3 protein-coding genes are annotated in these 1,990 nt (G+C 40.5%); all 3 read right to left on the bottom strand.

Going from position 1 to position 1,990, the window contains the following annotated elements:
• Positions 1 to 732: 6-phosphogluconolactonase (locus AC52RT_RS17805; RefSeq protein ID WP_495541987.1), on the bottom strand; the 732-nt coding region annotated here is incomplete at its 3' end.
• 256 nt (positions 733 to 988) lie between these two features.
• Entirely contained in the window at positions 989 to 1,516 is a 528-nt protein-coding gene (locus tag AC52RT_RS17800) for a hypothetical protein (RefSeq protein ID WP_495541986.1), read from the bottom strand.
• Between the two features lie 91 nt (positions 1,517 to 1,607).
• Complete coding sequence (locus AC52RT_RS17795) at positions 1,608 to 1,832, bottom strand: hypothetical protein (RefSeq protein WP_495541985.1); 225 nt, start codon at positions 1,830 to 1,832, stop codon at positions 1,608 to 1,610.
• Between the last annotated feature and the right edge of the window lie 158 nt (positions 1,833 to 1,990).

Below are 1,990 nucleotides of genomic sequence, written 5' to 3'. Positions count from 1 at the left end.
ATCTGCCTTATCCTCAGAAACTCTCTTCACGACAGCTGCCTTGTCCTCACCCCATGCAACAAGCTGAATCTTCTTGGCGCTGAGCATTGTCGAGATACCCATTGCCACTGCAGTATTCGGTGTAGCAGCGAGATTGCCACCGAAGTTCTTCATCTGTCTCTTTCTTGAAGCGTATGGAAGGAGAACAGTTCTTGTACGGCTGTGCTCTGTAGTACCGGCCTCGTTAAATCCTACCTGACCTTTCTCACCCATTCCCATGACAAGAAGGTCAAGACATCTTGCCTTTGCATCAAATGCTGCACAGTACTCAGAAACTTCAGCAGCCTCCTTAGCCTCAGTGATCTTAGGAACAAACACATTCTCAGGGTTGATGTCAACCTTTGCCACGAGCTCCTCATAGAGTCTGCGGTTACGGCTGTGATTGTCTGCAGGAGCTGGATAATACTCGTCAGTGCTGTAAATCTCTACATTCTTAAACGAAAGTTCACCTGCTTCATAGCGTCTTACCAAGCTGCGGTAGATACCGATGAGAGATGAACCTGTAGAAAGACCGAGCCTGTAGACTCCGTCACATGAATTGATTGCTTCTGCGATCTTCTCGGCGATGCGCTCGCTTGCAGCATCCTCGTCCTCGAAAATATGTGCAGGGATTCTTTCGAAAGTGTGCTTGACACCATTTGGAAGACCAGCCTCGATAAGGCCACCGTCTTTAGGTAAAGAGAACTTCTTCATAATATTTCAAGAAAAATTTTGGCATTAGTTTTAAATCTCACAAATTTAAAAAACTTTGCGCATATTTCCGAGAAATATCATGACATTTCATATTTTCAGACACGACATCGAGCCTATTTCAACATAGCTTTCAATCCATTCACAACAATAGAGCAGAAATGCCAATGTTATAACGGCTCCCAATAATCTGATTTTCACAGCCTAATTAAATTACAAAAGCATCATGATATTTCTTAGCCTCTTGGATTTTTTAGATTTATTTGCTTTTCTTAAACATTATGAAACTAAAGAAGAGAGAAACCATACTACCAACCATAGCAACCATACTACCATAAGCCTCATACCTCATACCTGTGGTTTCTCCTACCAGTCCTCCCAAATTGTATAAATCATTGCGGAACTCTTCAACAGTTTTAGTCACCCCATTAATTGTAAGCTCCAATGTAAAAGTTTCAGCCCAGACATGATATACTGCAGCTAACACACAGATAATAAGACTGGCAACCGTTACGACACCATACTGCTGATAAAACAATCCGTAAGCAGCGAACACAAGAAGTATCAATATAAAGATGCCTTGAGTCGTAGTGTATCCGTCTATTCTCTGCGCTTCTATCATCTCGCCCCCACAGAAAAATTTTGCCTCAAGCCAATAAGGGGTAAACAATGAAACGAGCACAGTAACAAGACCTGCAAATATTAAAAATGCAGCAGGTTTTTTCTCAAGAGAAGCTTTTGCCCAATCTGTTCTAGCAATCGCTTCCAAATCAATTAGTTTTCCCATAATTAAAAGTTTTATTTTAAACAATATCTTTCTTAATTTTCAAACAACTCTCATGAGTCAATAATATCCTCCGCCTGGCGTTCTCGAGTTTCTAATTCATTGCATCTTCATGAAACTTTGCATCTAAAATTTTGATAGAGTCCAGGTACATCGCACATTTTAAAGTGTCTCCAGCCTCCAAAGATTCGCCAGCTTCTATAAACAATTGATATCGCTGCTGCATATATTCAAAAGTATCCTCACTTTCATCTGTAAAGTAATGGCATTCCAGGTTCTCTTTCAATTGGCTGCGAAGCATATTTCCGAGAAATATCATGACATTTCATTCTGTAATTTAAAAGTACCTATGTTTGTAATCTATTGAAAGACGCTCTCAGGGGCTTGTCGGCCCCTTCCGCTTGGCAGACCCCCGAGAAGTTTTTCATATAAAAGTTAAGCTACTGATATTTTTGCTAAATTTATTTGGCATCAATT

Source organism: Peribacillus sp. (assembly GCF_059453735.1).
This window is presented reverse-complemented; position numbering and strand designations above follow the sequence as displayed.